Annotated in this window: 1 protein-coding gene; it reads right to left on the bottom strand. The window is 57.6% G+C overall.

Annotated elements, in window-relative coordinates:
- Window positions 1-1,977: non-ribosomal peptide synthetase (locus AC59IL_RS38835; protein ID WP_496557651.1), on the bottom strand; the 1,977-nt coding region annotated here is incomplete at both ends.

The raw sequence follows: 1,977 nt of genomic DNA, 5'->3' as shown, positions 1-1,977 counted from the left end.
TCTGCGCCAGCTGACGCTCCGCTTCACTTCGCGGCGCTTCATAGCCTTCTTCTTCGCCTCCACCCTGCTCCGGCGCCGGCAGCGATTTGCGGTCCACCTTCCCGTTGGCCGTCAGCGGCAACCCCTCCAGTTTCACCAGCGCCGACGGAACCATGTATTCCGGCAAACGCCGGCGAACAGCACCCAGGATCAACTCCCGGTCAAGCTCACCCTCAATCACCACATAGCCCACCAGCCGCGGCTCTCCATTTGCCTGCTCCCGAACCACGACCACACATTGCTTCACCTGCGGCGCCTGACGAAGAACCTCTTCCACTTCGCCCAGCTCGATGCGGTGGCCACGAAGCTTCACCTGACCATCCATCCTACCCATAAAATCCATATCTCCCGTATTCAACCAGCGACCTCGGTCGCCCGTCCGGTACACCCGGCCCCAAGGCCCTGCCTCTATAAACCGCTCTGCCGTCAGCTCCGGCTGGTTCAGATAACCACGCGCCAGGCCTGCTCCACCGATCCACAACTCCCCTACTGCTCCCCGCACCTGTAACATGCCCTCTTCATTCACTATGTATAGCTGTGTATTGGCTATCGGCTGGCCGATCGACACCCGTTCTTCTCTTCGCAACACCTTGCACGAAGACCAGATCGTCGTCTCCGTCGGGCCATACAGGTTTATCACCCAGCCTAATCCCGTTAAACGATCCTTGATCTCTTCGCTCACTGCCTCTCCGCCTATCAGTATCTTCACGCCCTCCTCATTCCTCCAGCCACTGTCGAGCAATACCCGCCAGCCCGTTGGCGTTGCCTGCATATGCGTCGGCTTGTAGCGCGCCAAGGCTCCCTTTAATAAATAACCATCCCGAACCGTAACATCATCCATCAATATCGTTTGGCCCCCTTTGATCAGGGGCAGATACATTTCCAGATAACATATATCAAAACCAAAGGTGGTCACACTTAAAAAGCTGTCGGCTGCTGAAAACGACAACTGATCCGACATGCTCAGCAGAAAATTCACTACACTTCCATGTTCCACCACCACGCCCTTGGGGCGACCCGTTGAGCCCGACGTGTAGATCACATAACAGGCATCCTTCATCGCCGACACCCCTTCCGGGCGGCTCTGCGGCTCACGGCTGATCTCAGCCCATTGCTCGTCCAGCAACACACAGCGTGGTTCTGCCGGCAACACACAGCCGGAAATTCCATGGCCCATACAGTGAGCCCCTCCCTGTTGCGAACAGCCAGACGCTCCCATTTGCCCGCAGCGGGGTTCCCGCAGCAAGGCCAGCAGCTCCCGCTGACGGCTGCTGCTCACCAGCACTGCCGCGGCCGTGTCTTCAAGCATATACCGCAGCCGCTCCACCGGATACGACGGATCCAGCGGTACATACGCGCCGCCGGCTTTCAGAATACCCAGTATGCCTACGATCATATCCAGCGACCTGTCGATGCAGAGCGGCACCAGCACCCCGGCCCCCACGCCCTGTTTGCGCAGGTAATGCGCCAACTGGTTCGAACGCTGATCCAGCTCCCGGTAGCTCAAATGCGATCCCTCATATACAACCGCCACTGCATCCGGCGTTCGACCGGCCTGTGCTACAAACTGATCTACCACCGTGCCTGTAATGCCATACGCCACCGCCGTGGCATTGAAGCCCGCCAGTTCGCCAAGCTCATCCTCGCCCAGCAACTTCAGTTCTCCCAACGACATTGCCTCCTCCCTAACGATCTGCAGTAAGATCCGCTCAAAATGTTCCCCTATCCGCACTATCGAAGCTGCTTCTATCAGCGAAGTATTGTAACTTAATCGCATCCCTATCTCTTCTCCCGCTGCGATCATGATCGACAACGGATAGTTCACCTGTTCCTTTACTTCCAGACCGCTTACCTTCAGGCGCCAGTTGCGCGATCCTACCACCTCGCTCACCGGGTAGTTCTCATAGATCAGCAGGCTGTCGAATAGTTCTCCTGCTG

The organism is Niastella sp. sgz303648, from assembly GCF_059587045.1.
Note: the sequence above shows the minus strand (reverse complement) of the source record. Positions and strands in the feature narration are given on the sequence as shown.